Origin of the sequence: Actinocatenispora sera (assembly GCF_018324685.1) — a bacterium.
Lineage (GTDB): Bacteria > Actinomycetota > Actinomycetes > Mycobacteriales > Micromonosporaceae > Actinocatenispora > Actinocatenispora sera.
In genome coordinates this window covers 865,367-879,474 of sequence record NZ_AP023354.1, presented here as the reverse complement: position 1 = coordinate 879,474, position 14,108 = coordinate 865,367, and the positions used below count along the sequence as shown (strand labels likewise).

Sequence of the window (14,108 nt, the reverse complement as noted above, 5' to 3'; positions counted from 1 at the left end):
GCGGAGCTGGCCGCTACCGTTTCACCCGCCGGTCGCCGGCATGCCGGCGTCAACGAAAGTGGCAGCCGGTACTGGCCGTTGGCTGACCCGTTCGTCCCGAACGGCAGACGACGCGGGGAGGCCGCGACCGACATCGTTGACGGCATGAACACGACACGGCACCGCCTGACCCTGCTGCTCGGGACGAATCCCGCCGAGCCGCACTCCACCACCCGGATGCGCTACGCCATCACCATGGTCGCGGGCTTCGCGACCGCGGTGCAGGTCATCGTCTGGCTGATGGTGGCCATCTTCGGGACCCACCTGGACGGCCCGTGGTGGCTCTGGACACCGGCCAGCGCGCTGGCGATCAACGCCGCGTTGCTGGGCCTCGACCACGTCCGCCGGCACTGGTCGAACACGGCCGCCCCGACCGGGACCACTCGGGGGTCACTGTGACGACACCATCGATCGCCCCCGGCTCGTCCCCCGCACGGCCCGCGGCGCCGAAAACCTCGCCCGCCCGGCTCGCCGGCCCGGCCGGCCTCACCGTCGGTGCGCTGTCCGTGCTGCTGGTTGGCCTGTACTTCGTCTACTCCGGCCCGCCACCGGAATGGAACGTGCTGACCCGCAGCCTGCTGACGCTCGTCATCATCGCCGCCCTGACGCTGTTCGGCGTCGCGCTGGGCCGGCTGCTACCCAGCGACGGGAAGGGTCGGCGAACCGTCGCCGGGCAGCTGTCGATCGTGTCGCTGCTGACGTACGGCGGGGTCATCCTCTTCGCGACCTCGCTCGAGGCGGGCACCCCGCTCGGCTACCCCGGCAAGGCGATGGATCCGACCACCGACGGCCCGCTGGCGGCGGCGATGGCGCTGGCACACGGACCGATCGCGCACCTGTGGATCGCCATGTTCTTCCTCGGGTTCGTGGTCGCGGTGAGCCGATCGGCGGCACCGCGCATCGTCCCCCGCTGGACCCTCCGCGGCAGTGTCGTCGTCGCGGTGATCAACCTGCTCGCCGTGCCGTCGCTCTACTTCGGTATGGACGCCAGCAACTTCTACGCCGTCAACGGGTGGGGCGCGGACGCGCTCGTCGGGCTGATCACCCTGATGTGGGTGGGCTTCATCGGACTCGGCATCCAGCGGGCGCGCAGCAGGCCCTGACCGCGTACGGCCGGGACGTGGTCACGACACGGTGTTGCTCGCGGCAGCGAGACCGCGGGCCGCGGCCACGTCCACCCGGCCGTCGGCCAGGCGGTAGCAGAGCCCGACCACACCGGCCTGGCCGGCCTCGACCTTCTCGGCGAGCAGCCGGGACCGGTCGAGCAGCAGATCGACGGTGCGGCTCACGTGCTCGGCGAGGATCTCGTCGGCGCCGGTGCGCCCCGCGGCCCGGGCCGCCAGCACGCTGGGCGTCACCTGCTCGACGACGTCGCGGATGTACCCGGGGGCCACCGCACCGTCCTCGAGCGTGGCGCGCGCGGCACCGACCGCGCCGCACGCGTCGTGGCCCAGCACCACGACCAGCGGGCAGTCGAGCAGCTCGACCCCGTACTCGATGCTGCCCAGCACCTCGGGGCTGATGACCTGGCCCGCCGTGCGCACCACGAACAGGTCGCCCAGGCCGCGATCGAAGATGATCTCGGCGGCCAGTCGGGAGTCCGAACACCCGAACACCACGGCGCACGGGTGCTGGCTCTCGGCGGTCTGGGCCCGGCGCGCGGCGTCCTGATTGGGATGTTCCGGCGTACCCCCCACGAAACGCTGGTTACCGGCCAGCAGCAGCTCGAACGCTTCGGTGGGGGTCAGGGCCCGGGTCTCGGTCATGACCGCAGGTTACGTCCCTCTCGGGCGCAGCACGATGGCGCACGCCACCGTCGGTACCGCCGGGGCCGGCGCGACGCTCGCGTCACCGGCTCAGTCGCCGGCGCCCGGGCCGTGCGAGACCAGGGTGGGGTGCCGGGCGAGGTACCGGCCGATGGTGTCGTCGCGCAGCGCGGCGAACAGCTGGTCGTCGACCGGCTGGACGAGGCTCTCGTTGCCGTCCGGCAGGGTACGGTGCGCGATCTGCAGGCCGATCACCTTGGCCGGGGTGAGCCGGCGAAGCGCCAGGGCGAGATCGGCCAGGCGGTAGCCGTTGAGGTCCATGGTCAGCGCGCGGCTGGTGGCGTCGAGCAGGCGGTTCAGCTTCACCGGGTTGGTCAGCACCCCGGTACTGGTGGCACGGGTCAGGATCTGCCTGAGGTACTGCTGCTGCATGCGTTGCCGCCCGTAGTCGGAGTCGGCGTAGGCGTAGCGTTGCCGGACGAGTTGCAGCGCCCGGGTCGCGTCGTAGTGGTGGCAGCCGGCGGTGAACTTCTCCCTGGGCAGGCCGGGTTGGCGGGATACGAACGTCTTGTCCACGCAGAGGCGGACCCCGCCCAGTTCGCTCGTGATGTCCTTGAACCCGTCCCAGTCCGCCAGCGCGGCCAGCCCGAAGTGCGCGCCGGTCACCTGTTGCACGGTCGTGGTCAGCAGCCGCATCCCGCCGGTGGTGTCGTCGACGTCGCGCATCCCGTACGGGAACGCCGCGTTGATCTTCGTCGTGCTGTCACCCTTGCCGGTACGGGCGTCGGCCGGGATGTGCACCTCCAGGTCGCGCGGGATCGACAGCAGGTACGCACGGTCCAGCGACGCGGAGACGTGCAGCCACATGATGGTGTCGGCGCGCGGCAGCTCGCCCGTCCTCTTCCAGCTGCTGCGCAGATCCGAGCCCGCCAGCAGGATGTCCAGCGGGCCGGTCACGGTGCGGGAGCGGTGCGCGCTGCCGTCGCCGAGGAGATCCCGCTGCTGCACCGCGTGATCGAGCCGGTTCGAGAGGACCACGGTGCCGGCGTAGGCACTGCCGCTGCCGAGGGTCAGGACGATCCCGATGATCAGGCACAGCCTGGTCCAGAGTGGACTCCGGCGCTTCGGTTTCCGATTTCGCCTGGCCACTGCGACCTCCCGCGCCGCCCGGCCGTCGCCGGCCTGGCACACCCCTCGCCCGACACGGTGCGCCCGGGGCACAGGGTTGCTGCAGGGCCGAACATCTCCCACCGTCCCACCGCAACGACACCCGCAACGACGGATCGCCGCACCACCACCGGATCGGTACCGCCGTGCCGCGGCCGGCACCGTGCCCCGCCGGCACCGTGCCCCGCCGGCACCGGGCCGTGGCACCGGACCCTGCCGGTATCGGGTCGTGGCGCCGGGTCTCACAGGCACCGGGTCGCGCTGGTATCCGGTCGTGCTGGTAACGGGTCGTGCTGGCAGTGGGTCGTGTTGGCTCGCCGGCCGGCCGCGCCGTCGGGGGTGTGGACCGTGACGCGAGTCTCCGTCGCACCCGCTGGGATCGCCGGACCTATCGTCGGCGTATCGGCCAGCGCGTACGTCCTGGCAACATCGCGGCGCCTTGACTGGTCGCATGACGTCGACCGTGCCCCCGCTGACATCACCCGCGCCGCCGCGCGCGTACCGGCGTACCCGCCGCTCCCGGCGCGGCCTGGCGCTCGCGGCGATGGCGCTGCTGCTCGGCCTGCTCCTGTGGGGGCATGGGTGGATCCCGAACGGGGCCGGGCATCTCGGCAGCCTGGTGGAGACGTTCCTGCCGTGGTACGGGCTGGCCGTACCGGTCCTGCTCGCCGGGGCGCTGTGTCGCCGCTCCGTCGCCGCGGCGGCGGCGTTGCTGGTGCCGGTGGTGGCGTGGTTGAGCCTGTTCGGCGGGCAGCTCGTCGACAGGTCCGGGCCGGGCGCCCGGCTCACCGTGGTCAGCCACAACGTCGGTGCCGCCAATCCCGACCCGGCCGGTACGGCGCGCGACCTGGTCGCGTCCGGCGCGGACCTCGTCGCGCTGGAGGAGCTGACCCCGCAGGCCACGGGCACGTACCAGGCGGGGCTGGCGCGGGCGTACCCGTACCACGCGGTGCGGGGCACGGTCGGGCTGTGGAGCAGGCTGCCGCTGTCGGACGCGGGGCCCGCCGGCGCGATGGACCCGTCCCGGGCGATGCGCGCGACGGTGGCCACCGACCGTGGCCGGCTCGCGGTGTACGTGGTCCACCTGTGGTCGGTACGGGTCAGCCCCGGCGCGAGCTTCTCGGCCGACGTGCGGGATGCCGGCGCGGAGCGGCTGGACCGGGCGGTCGCCGCCGACCCGGCCGAGCGCGTGGTGGTGCTCGGCGACCTGAACGGCACGCTGGACGACCGCGCGTTCGCCGGCCTCACCGCGCGGCTGCGGTCGGCGCAGGACGTTGCAGGGCAGGGCTTCGGCTTCAGCTGGCCGGCGACGTTCCCGGTGGCGCGGATCGACCAGATCCTGGTACGCGGCGTGGAACCGACCCGCGCGTGGAACCTCCCGGCCACCGGCAGTGACCACCTACCGGTGGCGGCCGGAATCCGCTGGTGAGGCCCCGCCCGGCCGCAACGGCAACGCCACCCACGCCCGCGGCGGCCATCGTCACCCGCGCCCGCGCCGGGCAGCGTCTGCGCTGCGCCCGGCCTACTCCTCCCCGAAAGCTGCGCGGCGCCGGCGCGGTCACCTGCCGCGCTCGGCCTCGCCCAGGATGTTCGCCACCATGCCCCCGAACACCACGTGGTGGAACGGGACGATGAGCTTCCAGTACGCGTGCCCGGCGAAGCCGTGCGGCTGGAACACCGCACGCTGCCGGTAGCAGGTGCCGCCGTCGGCCGCGGGCGAGACCGACAGTTCCAGCCAGGCGCGGCCCGGCACCATCATCTCGGCGCGCAGCAGCAGCCGGCTGCCCCGCTCGATCTCCTCGACGCGCCACCAGTCGAGCGCCTCGCCGGTGTGCAGCCGGTACGGGTCACGCCGGCCGCGCCGCAGGCCCACCCCGCCGGACAGCCGGTCCGCCCAGCCCCGCACCACCCAGGCCAGCGGAAACGAGTACCAGCCGTGCTCGCCGCCGATGCCCTCCACCACCTGCCACACCCGGTCCGGCGCCGCGCTGCTGTGCTGCTCGCGCACGTCCTCGTACACGGTGCCCCCGGACCAGCCGGGATCGGCGGCCGACGGCTGGGACGGATCCTCCGGCCAGCTGGCATCCGACCAGCGGGTGGCCACCTGGTACTGGCTGGTCCGGCTCAGCGCCAGCTCCACGGCCTGCTCGAAGTGCAGCCGCCCTTCCGGTGGGTCGGGCACCAACTGCAGGATGTCGTCCTCCTGGCAGATCACCTCGTGGATCAGCGAGGCGATCAGCGGTACCGCAATCGATTTTGGCACCGGGGTCACCAGATTGACCCACTGCGCCGAGAGCCACGGCGTCAGCACCGGGACCGGGAGGATGATGCGCTGCGGCAGCTTGGCGACCACGGCGTACCGACGCATCATGTCCAGGTAGCTCAGCACGTCCGGCCCGCCGACGTCGTACGTGCGGTTGAGCCCCTCCGGGAACGTCGCCGCCGCCACCAGGTACCGCAGCAGGTCGCGGATCGCGATCGGCTGGATCCGGTTGTGCACCCACTGCGGCGTCACCATCGCCGGCAACCGTTCGGTGAGGTGTCGCAGCATCTCGAAGCTCGCCGACCCGGACCCGAGGATCACCGCGGCCTGCAACACCACCGCATCGGTGGGCCCGGCGAGGAAGATGTCCCCGACCTCCTTGCGGGACGCGAGATGCGGCGACAGCTCGTCGGTGTCCGGGTGCAGCCCGCCGAGATAGACGATGCGCGTCAGGCCGGCATGCCCTGCCGCCGCGGCCAGGTTCTCGGCGCCCCGCCGGTCCCGGTCGGCGAAGTCGGTACTGTGCAACGAATGCACCAGGTAGAAGGCGACCTGCTGATCCGCCACCGCGGCCTCGGTGCTGCCGGCATCCAGCACGTCGCCCCGTACGATCTCGACGTCGTCGTGCCAGGGACGGTCGCTCAGCTTCGCCGGGTTGCGCGCGACCACCCGTACCCGGTGCCCAGCCTCGAGCAGGTCCGGCACCAGCCGGCCCCCGATGTACCCGCTGGCACCGAACACGACGCAGCGCATGCCCCCATGGTTCCGGGTGCCCGCCCCCATCGCAGCCGATCCCGGTTTCCAGCTCGTTCCCGTAGAAGGGTCGAGCTCCCCGGTAGAGCACCCGTCGACGGTCGATCAGCCGACCACGTACTCGGCTGACTCCCTTCGCGCTCGGACCGGCGGGTATGGAGGCCAGCTGTCGCTCCGTACGGCCGAGCCGCCGAGCCGATGCGGTGGCCGCCGCATGTTTTCGGGGCGTCGCATGGATGTTCGGCCACAATATCGACGCGCCCGGTTCAGTCTCGGGAAGCGTCCGGGTCGAAAGACTTCCATCTTCTCGAGCTCGGGACGTCTTCGAGTAGCGCGGCAAAGAAGTCTGTTTACACTGACATGTCAGTCATGTTGTTCACCGAATCGACACCGTCGGTCATCGGATTGATCACTCCGACGATAACTGTACCGAAAGAAATGACGGAGACGATCATGAGGAAGACACCGGCGCCTCCCGTGTAAAAGACTGGTTCGCTCTGCGATCCCAGCAAGACCGCAGCCAAGGCGCCGGCCACGATGAGCGCGCCGAGGATTGCGAGCCTGCGGAGATGATGAACAGCGACCATTCGGGGCGCCGTCTGATGCGCAAGATGACGTCATCGCCCGCCGTGAGAACGTCTCCCTTGCGACGAGGATGGCGTCGCCCGGGCCAGCACTACCGACCGAGGCCTGGTGCAAACGCGAGTCACCGTCAGCGAGCGCACCGGCATCATCGAGACGTACGAGCTGGTCGAGCGCCACTCCGGCTAAGCCTCCGCTGATGGCGGGCCCGATGCACCTGCCGAGCCCGCCCGACCCGGACCATGGGTCGGCCGGCGTGTCGACGTCGCCGGCGACCTCCGCGAGCGGGTGGCAGGTTGGGCGCTCAGTGGCGGATCAGTCGTCGCCCGTTGTCGGTGGACGGCGGGGTGTAGCTCATGCCGTAGTGGTGGAAGGCGCGCTGTTCGGCGTCGGCGCTGAGGCTCACTCCGGGTTTGGTGATGGGTGCTTGCTTCATGTCCTCGTCCGACCAGTCGGCGGTCAGGCCGTTCGGGGCGCTGTGGACTTTGCCGGCGGGGACGAGCAGTTGGGTGCTGGAGAAGCGGCGTGGTTTGACGCACAGGAACACTGCGGTGTCGGTCTCCGCGTCGTAGTAGATGTCTACCAGCTTGCCGATTTTGTCGCCGCCGCTGAGTAGCACGTTCTGACCGAGCCACTGGCTCGGGTCGGTCGAGTTGGTGGACGTTGAATTGGTCATCGCGGTCTCCGTCCTCGGCAGCAGTGCTGCCAGATGTTTCTGCGGCCATGCGGCCGCCACGGCGGCGGCGACATCGACTTCTCGGACCGTCGTGTCCGTAGCGGCGTCGTGTAGACCGATGCCGGGGCGGCGTTGTCGGAAGAGGAGTGTTGGAGCGTTCGTGCGCGCACCGCGAGCGGGTCGTGCCAAGCCGCCTGAACCAAGCGAGTCAGGGAATGGTGACGGGCGTGCGACGAGCACGCGTCTGCATCACCGACGGTCGTTGGATCGCACGCCGCTGAGACCGGTGCGCGCTGCTGCCGCCGCCCCTCATCCTGTCTGGTCTCCAGCCGACACTGGACGGGGAACGTCTCCGACTGTACTCGGGCAACCCTCGTTCGGCCGGTCTGCAACAGTAACCATCTGCGCAGATCGCAGCGGCGCGGATGTCGTCGCGTGGCGGAGTACGGGATAGGGTTGGTCTACCGAGGACTTGTCGAAGCGTCGGCCGCCATGCAGATGGTGCCAGTGTTGGCGTCGCCCTGGGCGAACGATTGCTTGACCGCCCACAGCGGGCCGGTCGAAGGGGCCTCTGCGATGGCCGTCCAGATCAGGAATGCCGCGACGTTTCCTACCAGCCGACCACTCGATCCCCGGGTCCAGCGCGCCACCGACGCTGGCGGTGTGCGGCTGCGGATGGATCCGACCAGCGGCCAACACGGCGCCTTGGATGGGGCGTGGTGGCCCTACACCAATGACTTGGCGGCCGAACTGCCTGCGCTGATCGCCGGTGTCGACGCATGGCTGGCCGGCCGCGATCCCGGCCGCAGCGAACACGTCAGTCGGGTCGCGGTGGGCTGGCACGCCTGGAACCAGATACCCGATCGCACCGAGATCGGCGGTCGACGTGTCCAGGTCGGCTGGTTCAGCAACATCGACGTGCACACCGTCAGCGTCTCCTGCCCCAACGGCAGCCACTATGACCTGCTCGTCGTGCCGCCGGACTCACTCAATGACGCGGCAGCGTCGGTGATGACCAGGGCGGCGGACGCCCGAAATGAGTTGGGCGGCAGTGAGATCTTGCTGCAACAGGCGGGCCGATACGATTCTGGTTCACTGCCGGTGGATGCCTGGCACGATCCTGACCCCGTCGCGGGTCAACGCTCTGATTGGGAGATTGGCGCCGGCCCCGCTGCTTCGGCTGAGCGTGATCTGCTGCCGGCACCACCGATCCGGCCACTGTGGTGCGAGCCGGTCCCGGCCGGCTCATGTTCGGCGGCTGGCCCGAGGTGGCACGCGCGGGTCGCTCTTGCGGGTGGTGATCTCGTCGCCGCGACGCGTTGGGGGTGTTGCGCCTCGGCTGGTCTGCCTGATTCGACGCGCTGCCAGCTGGTCGAACGATGAGTGAGTTGAGGCGAGGGAGATGGTGGCGATGTGGAGCGATGCTCGACACCAACCGACTTCGGCCGATGGTTTTGGCCCGAGGCTGCGGCTCGCGCTGGCCGATCGGCCCTCTGACGGCTCCGTCGATGGTGCCTGGTGGCCGTACTCGCGGGATCTTGGTGTCGAGCTGCCGCCGCTGATGGCCGGGCTGCATGCGGCATCGGGGATCGATGGGGCAAGCTGGGTCTCGGCTGGCCGCGCGGGATGGGACCGCTGCCCGGTGCGGATCCGCATCGGCGGCGTCTGGGTACGGATGCGGTTGCTCGGTATGCTCGACGGCCAGTTGTTGACCATCAACTTCCTCGACGGTGACCGCATCAGGCTCATCGTGGTGCCGGTGGACGCCCCCGACGACACGGCAGCCGCGGCGTTGACGGCAGGAGCGGCCGGCAAGGCGACCGTCGAGCATCAGAACCGCTGACCAGGAGGCGATCACCTTGCACCGCGAGGCGATCACCGACCCGGGGTGGGCCGGCAGCAAGTGTCTCGGCGCCGGGAGTGGCATACCCCCGCACGCAAGCGATCCGGCGGGCCCGTGACGTCGGTCCGGGCGCTTGTCGATCGGCGGCGGCCCACCGCCAGGACGGCCCCCGGACCGGTGTCGACCAGCGCACCTGCCGTCTCTTTTGACCCGCCTGGTGATCATCTCAGTTGTCGGTGCTACCCGTCCGCTTCGCAGGCATGACCGCCGCGCTGGTCTCGCCAGGCACGCCGTTTGGCCCGGGATGGGTTGGGTATCGTCGCGAGCAGCCCTCGTCGGTGCGAAAAGTCGCCCATCGAGGGCCAGCAAGGGCGCCGAGCCGCGGACCGGCCCCTTTGCGCATTGCCGGATCTGCCGGGCCGGATCTGCCGGTGCTGGCAGTCGGGCCCGTTCATGTCGCATCAATCGTCGACGCGTTGGACGGGGCAGGTAGGCAGCTCATGGAACGGCTTGAGCCGGTTGAGAAAGCTGACAAGCCGTGGTCACCGTATCTGGAACGAACCGGCTCACCGGGTGCGGTGCATGGATGGAGAGCTATCCGCGTGGGTGGGCGAGGATCGCGCGAAGATCGGCCTTGCCGTCGGCGACCGTGCCGGCCAGCGCGGTGAGCCGCAGCTGGTGCGCCCGGGCGTACCCGCGGAGTCTGTCGAAGGCCTCGTCCATCGACACGCCGCCGTGCTGGGAGAGCACGCCCTTCGCCTGCTCGATCGCGATGCGGCTGGTCAGCGCTGCCTGAAGCTGCTGGGAGAGGCGCTCTCCCTGGTCGATGGTGCGTTGCTGGAGGATCCCGATCGTGGCGACGTCGGCGAACGACTGTCCCAGCCGAGACGCGTCGATAGCGACCCCGTGAGCCGCGGCGTTGAGCAGGGTGAGCACGCCGATGGACTGGTGGTGGTAGCGCATCGGTAGGGCGTGCACGGCGCGGAAACCGCATTTGCCGGCCGCGACGCTGAACCGTGGCCAGCGGGCGCGCCCGACGGAGAGGTCCGTGCAGATCACCGGCTGCCCGCTGTGGACGCAGTCGATGCACGGGCCGTCGCCGGTCTCCACCGCGAACCGCTCCAACAGCTGAGCCCCCCGACCGGAGCTCGCGACGACCTGGAACTCGCCGTGGGGGCTGCGGAGAATGACGCCAGCCGCATCGACGGAGAGCAGTTCGGTGCACCGCTGGGTGAGCATAGCCAGGAAATCGGCGATGTCGAAGTCGGCGACCAGCGTGTCGGCCAGGGCGACGAACGCACGCGAGACCCGGTGTTCACGGCCCTCAGTGGTCTGATCCGATGTGGGCGACATCCGGCGCTCCTCAGCAGGTGTGGTCAGTCTCCTCGGGACACGTCGGACGCCAGCAACTGAGCGGCGTCGAGGTCGCCGTTGGCCAGATCCCTGGCCACGTCGGACAGCCGTCGCCGACTCCCCCGGGCATAGTCGCGCAACAGCGTGTACGCGGCGTGCATGTCAATGTCGCCCCGTTCGGCAAGCACCCCCTTGGCCTGCTCGATGACGGTGCGTCGGTACAGCGTGGCCTGCAGCTGCTCGGACAGAATCTCCTGCCGGCTCACGGCGCGCTGCTGCAGGATTCCGATGGTCGCCACGTCCGCCAGCGCCTGGCCGAGCGCGATGCTGTCTCGATCGACCGGCCCCGCAGCCGCACGGAGCAGGGTCAGGGCACCGATGATATCGTCGCGCAGCCGCATCGGGACCGCACACGCTGCACGGAAGCCGGCGCTGGTCGCGAACGGAGCGAACTGCGGCCATCGTTCGACGTCGGCGGCCAGATCCATGCTGAGCACCAGCTCGCCGGTGCGCACGCAGTCCAGACAGGGCCCTTGCTGGGTCTGCGCGGCGAAGACCTCGACCAGGCCAGAGTTCTCCGACGATCCCGCCGCGGGCCTCCAGCCGCCGCGCTGGTCGGCAAGAATCACCCCGGCGGCGTCGACCTCCAGCAGCTCGACGGCCCGCTCGGTCAACATGCCGAGGAAATCGAGCACGTCGAAGTCGGCGACCAGGGTGTCGGCGAGCGACACGAACGTGGCCGCCAGCCGCTGGTCCCGGGTGTTGCTCATCGCAGACGACCTTCCTCACCATGCGTCATTTCGGCTCCGACTCCGGCTCGAAGCGCAGGACCTTCCGCACGACCTTTCGCGCCACCTCGGCCATCGTCAGGTCGTGGGTGAACGCGTACCCGCGCAGCCGCATCAGGGCGTGCTCGGTCGTCACGCCCAGCTGCGCCTGCACCATGCCGGTCGCCTGATGCACTTCGATGTGCGGGTTTGCGAGCCAGCTCAGATCGGCGATCGCGTGCCCGTCGATCTCCTGGAGGATGCGTTCGCCGGCGAGATCGGTCAGGATCAGCGCGTCTGTCACTTCCACCGGGGTCAACCGACCGGGGCTGGCACGGTAGAGGTCCAGCGACCCCAACCGCACGACCCCGATCTGCAGCGGGAACGAGAAGACCGCGGCCACGCCAAGCTTGACGGCCTCGGCAGCGAACACCGGCCATCGGGACAGCTCCGCGGTCAGGTCTGCCACCAACACCGGTCCGCCGGACTCGAACGCGTCCAGACAGGGACCCTCTCCGACGGTGAGTTGCAGGTCTTCCAGCGCCGCACTCGTGGCGTTGGTCGCGTGCACCAGCCCGCGAGCGGGATGGCCGTCGCGGGCGTGCCCATCGCGCTGACCGAAGGTGGCCAACACGGTTGCCCCGGCGCCGGTGATCGACAGTTCCACGACGCAACGAGCGCACACCAGTCCGACCGCCGGGCCGGGCCGGGCCGCACGGTCGTCCGACAACAGAGCCTGTAGCCGCTGTCGCCTGTCAGCCATCCGGCCTCCGCCCCGTCACGACCAAGCCTAGTCCTCGGCGAGATCGGCGGCACCGTCGCTGGTCGGCGCCGTGCGGCCGGCGGGGTTTCCACCGACCTGGGACGGGTATCGTCTCAGACAAGAGGTAGTGGTCGTAGCGAGTGCCGACGGACGGCCGTTTGAGCCCGTCCCAGGTGTTGCCGACCCGAACCAACGTGCCCCAGACCCAGGCGCGCACCGACAGCGGTGAGTCGAGGGAGTGGGCATGAGCAGCAGATCCGTCACCGGCGCCACAACGGCAGCCGGTCGTCCAGCCGAACCCGCCGGACCCAGGCAGCAGCAGGATCGATATACCCAGCAGTACACGCAGCTGATGCGGCAGGTGAAGCAATCCGGGCTGCTGCGCCGGCGCTACTGCTACTACTGGACGAAGATGTCGCTGACCGTGCTCGCACTGGCCGGCACCGGCCTGGCGATGGTGCTGGTCGGCGACTCGTGGTTCCAGCTCATCCTCGCCGGGGTGCTCGCGGTCGTGTTCGCCCAGCTCGCGTTCCTCGGCCACGACGCCGCGCATCGGCAGATCTTCCGCTCGGGTACGGCCAACGAGTGGGCCGGGCTCGTGCACGGCACGCTGCTCGGCGGGTTGAGCGCCGGCTGGTGGCAGAACAAGCACACCCGGCACCATGCCAACCCCAACAAACTGGGTGCAGACCCGGATATTGCGACCAGCGTGATCGCCTTCACGGCCGATGCGAGGGCACAACGCGGCCCGATCGGCAGGTACCTCGCCGATCGGCAGGGCTGGTTCTTTTTCCCGCTGCTGCTGGTGGAGGGGCTCAACCTGCACGTCGGCAGCGTCCAACGCGTGGTGGGGCGGGCGCCGATGAAGCGCCGCGGCTGGGAGATCGCGTTCCTGACCGTGCGGCTGGTCGGCTACCTCGTCCTCCTGCTGATACTGATGTCACCGGAGATCGTGGTCGCGTTCGTTGGCATCCAGCTCGCTGTGTACGGGCTCTACCTCGGAGCCGCGTTTGCCCCTAACCACACCGGCATGCCGATCGTGCCGGCGGACCTGCGCATCGACTTCCTGCAGAGGCAGGTACTGATGTCGCGCAACGTCACCGGCGGCTGGTTCATCCACTTCCTGCTGGGCGGGCTGAACTACCAGATCGAGCACCATCTGTTCCCGAGCATGCCGCGGCCGAACCTTCGTCGGGTCCAGCCGCTGGTGCGTCGGGCCTGCGCGGACAACAACGTCGCGTACACCGAGAAGCCTCTCGGCACCGCGTACACGATCGTGCTGCGCTACCTCAACGACGTCGGACTGGCCGGACGCACCCAGTTCTCCTGCCCGCTTGCCGTGCAGCTGCGGGCACCGAAGTAACCGCCCCGGTCGGGCGGGGCGCTGGGCAGCCGGCCCTCCGGCGAGCGCCTGCACGACGGAACCCGATAGAGCGGTGCTCGTCAGTGCCGCACCAGGCGCCGCCCGTTGTCGGCGGTGGACAGCGTGAACTCCATGCCGTAATGGCGGAAGACGCGCAGTTCCTCGACGCCGGACAAGCCCACGCCCGGCTTGGTGGTCGGGGCGCCCCTGACGTCGTCTTCGGACCAGTCCACCGTCAGGCCGGCCGGCGTCTCGTGCACCTTGTCGGCCGGGACGAGCAGCTGCTTGCTGGAGAACAGACGCGGCTTCACGCACAGGAACACCGGGTCGTCGCTGTCGGCGTCGTAGTAGACATCGACCAGCTTGCCGAGCCTGTCGCCGTCGCGAAGCAGCACCTCTTTTCCACGCCACCCGCTCGGGTCGGCCGAACGACGCGGCGACATCGAGTTCATCGTGGTTTCTCCATCCTGGGGAGTGCTGTCGGATCCGTTGGACAATCCACTCGCACACCGCGGGGCGGCGTCTTGCCATCCGTTCGCAGGGCGCAGTGCGCCCCGTCGGCGGATGGCTTCGGCGGGGTCTGAGCCGAGCGAGCCTGGACCGGCGATGGCCGTGCACGCACGTCCACCACCGGCATGGCGGCTGGTCTGTACGCGGCGACACGGACCTCGGCAGCGCCGGCTTGACCGCTGTCGTTCCCGCACATGGACCAGGGATGACAACCCGCCGTGGCCAGAACGAGGCCGATCGAAAACGGCGGATCCCCCGGGATT

At 70.0% G+C, this 14,108-nt stretch carries 15 protein-coding genes; 6 read left to right on the top strand and 9 right to left on the bottom strand.

Going from position 1 to position 14,108, the window contains the following annotated elements:
- Positions 1-144: 144 nt before the first annotated feature.
- Together Asera_RS04010 and Asera_RS04005 are read left to right on the top strand one after the other, a co-directional pair.
- Positions 145-438 carry a hypothetical protein gene (locus Asera_RS04010; RefSeq protein ID WP_051802716.1) on the top strand — a complete coding sequence of 98 codons (294 nt, stop codon included), beginning with the start codon at positions 145-147 and terminating at the stop codon, positions 436-438.
- A complete protein-coding gene (locus Asera_RS04005; RefSeq protein WP_211255708.1) occupies positions 435-1,142 on the top strand; it encodes a hypothetical protein in 708 nt (235 codons plus the stop codon). Before Asera_RS04010 ends, Asera_RS04005 begins: the two co-directional genes overlap by 4 nt.
- A gap of 21 nt (positions 1,143-1,163) precedes the next feature.
- Here Asera_RS04005 and Asera_RS04000 read toward each other — a convergent pair whose 3' ends face one another.
- The gene (locus Asera_RS04000) at positions 1,164-1,805 is read right to left on the bottom strand and encodes a carbonic anhydrase (protein ID WP_030448324.1); all 642 of its coding nucleotides are present in this window, start codon (positions 1,803-1,805) and stop codon (positions 1,164-1,166) included.
- 90 nt (positions 1,806-1,895) lie between these two features.
- Complete coding sequence (locus Asera_RS03995) at positions 1,896-2,954, bottom strand: LCP family protein (RefSeq protein ID WP_169745887.1); 1,059 nt, start codon at positions 2,952-2,954, stop codon at positions 1,896-1,898.
- A gap of 469 nt (positions 2,955-3,423) precedes the next feature.
- Between Asera_RS03995 and Asera_RS03990 the strand changes: the two genes are divergently transcribed.
- Complete coding sequence (locus Asera_RS03990) at positions 3,424-4,401, top strand: endonuclease/exonuclease/phosphatase family protein (RefSeq protein WP_084132372.1); 978 nt, start codon at positions 3,424-3,426, stop codon at positions 4,399-4,401.
- Positions 4,402-4,530: 129 nt separating this feature from the next.
- Here Asera_RS03990 and Asera_RS03985 read toward each other — a convergent pair whose 3' ends face one another.
- From Asera_RS03985 to Asera_RS03975, 3 genes are all read right to left on the bottom strand, one after another.
- Entirely contained in the window at positions 4,531-5,988 is a 1,458-nt protein-coding gene (locus Asera_RS03985) for an SDR family oxidoreductase (protein WP_030448321.1), read from the bottom strand.
- A 350-nt stretch (positions 5,989-6,338) separates the two neighbouring features.
- Entirely contained in the window at positions 6,339-6,575 is a 237-nt protein-coding gene (locus Asera_RS03980) for a hypothetical protein (RefSeq protein ID WP_030448320.1), read from the bottom strand.
- 299 nt (positions 6,576-6,874) lie between these two features.
- A complete protein-coding gene (locus Asera_RS03975) occupies positions 6,875-7,246 on the bottom strand; it encodes a hypothetical protein (RefSeq protein ID WP_157035052.1) in 372 nt (123 codons plus the stop codon).
- Between the two features lie 576 nt (positions 7,247-7,822).
- On the opposite strand from Asera_RS03975, the gene Asera_RS03970 reads away from it, so the two are divergent.
- Together Asera_RS03970 and Asera_RS03965 are read left to right on the top strand one after the other, a co-directional pair.
- Positions 7,823-8,629: a DUF5994 family protein gene (locus tag Asera_RS03970; protein ID WP_157035051.1), complete on the top strand. Its 807-nt coding sequence runs from the start codon at positions 7,823-7,825 to the stop codon at positions 8,627-8,629.
- Between the two features lie 28 nt (positions 8,630-8,657).
- Positions 8,658-9,089, top strand: coding sequence for a DUF5994 family protein (locus Asera_RS03965; RefSeq protein WP_157035050.1), 432 nt, complete (start codon positions 8,658-8,660; stop codon positions 9,087-9,089).
- 594 nt (positions 9,090-9,683) lie between these two features.
- On the opposite strand, the gene Asera_RS03960 is transcribed toward Asera_RS03965, so the two are convergent.
- The 3 genes from Asera_RS03960 to Asera_RS03950 are packed head-to-tail and all read right to left on the bottom strand — an operon-like array spanning position 9,684 to position 11,972.
- Positions 9,684-10,442 carry a GAF and ANTAR domain-containing protein gene (locus Asera_RS03960; RefSeq protein ID WP_035297919.1) on the bottom strand — a complete coding sequence of 253 codons (759 nt, stop codon included), beginning with the start codon at positions 10,440-10,442 and terminating at the stop codon, positions 9,684-9,686.
- A 23-nt stretch (positions 10,443-10,465) separates the two neighbouring features.
- Positions 10,466-11,212 (bottom strand): GAF and ANTAR domain-containing protein, encoded by a 747-nt coding sequence (locus tag Asera_RS03955; protein WP_035297916.1) that lies wholly within the window; start codon positions 11,210-11,212, stop codon positions 10,466-10,468.
- A gap of 25 nt (positions 11,213-11,237) precedes the next feature.
- Positions 11,238-11,972 carry a GAF and ANTAR domain-containing protein gene (locus tag Asera_RS03950; protein ID WP_030448315.1) on the bottom strand — a complete coding sequence of 245 codons (735 nt, stop codon included), beginning with the start codon at positions 11,970-11,972 and terminating at the stop codon, positions 11,238-11,240.
- 352 nt (positions 11,973-12,324) lie between these two features.
- Here Asera_RS03950 and Asera_RS03945 point away from each other — a divergent pair, with 352 nt between their 5' ends.
- Positions 12,325-13,335 (top strand): fatty acid desaturase family protein, encoded by a 1,011-nt coding sequence (locus tag Asera_RS03945; protein WP_244843727.1) that lies wholly within the window; start codon positions 12,325-12,327, stop codon positions 13,333-13,335.
- An 80-nt stretch (positions 13,336-13,415) separates the two neighbouring features.
- Here the strand turns inward: Asera_RS03945 and Asera_RS03940 are convergent, their stop codons facing one another.
- Positions 13,416-13,787: a PRC-barrel domain-containing protein gene (locus Asera_RS03940; protein ID WP_084132370.1), complete on the bottom strand. Its 372-nt coding sequence runs from the start codon at positions 13,785-13,787 to the stop codon at positions 13,416-13,418.
- Positions 13,788-14,108 lie beyond the last annotated feature (321 nt).